This is a genomic window from Streptomyces sp. URMC 124, assembly GCF_051386455.1.
Classification (GTDB): Bacteria; Actinomycetota; Actinomycetes; order Streptomycetales; family Streptomycetaceae; genus Streptomyces.
On sequence record NZ_JBPQTS010000603.1, the window covers coordinates 1 to 244 of the forward strand.

Consider the following 244-nt stretch of genomic DNA (forward strand, 5'->3'; position numbering starts at 1 on the left):
CAACGCTTCCTATCTACCGTGCGGATACGGAGCAGAATTCGGTAAGCGCTTATCTTCAGCAGGATCAACTCAACATCCAAAAGAGCGGGGCTTATCCCGTCTCCTTCGACTTTTTGAACAATCATGGCAGGTCAACCGTGGTTGAAGTCGTCTATAGCGAAGGAAATGCATTTCCGATTCGTCTCAACGCCCCCATCGAGCTGCAGAAGGATCAGGCGGGCAGTATCACAGGGACTCTATATGT

Annotated in this window: 1 protein-coding gene; it reads left to right on the top strand. The window is 50.4% G+C overall.

The genetic code is table 11. The features are described 5' to 3' along the window. A partial coding sequence (locus tag ACSNOG_RS33850; protein WP_436756496.1) for a hypothetical protein occupies positions 1 to 244 on the top strand: 244 nt, incomplete at both ends.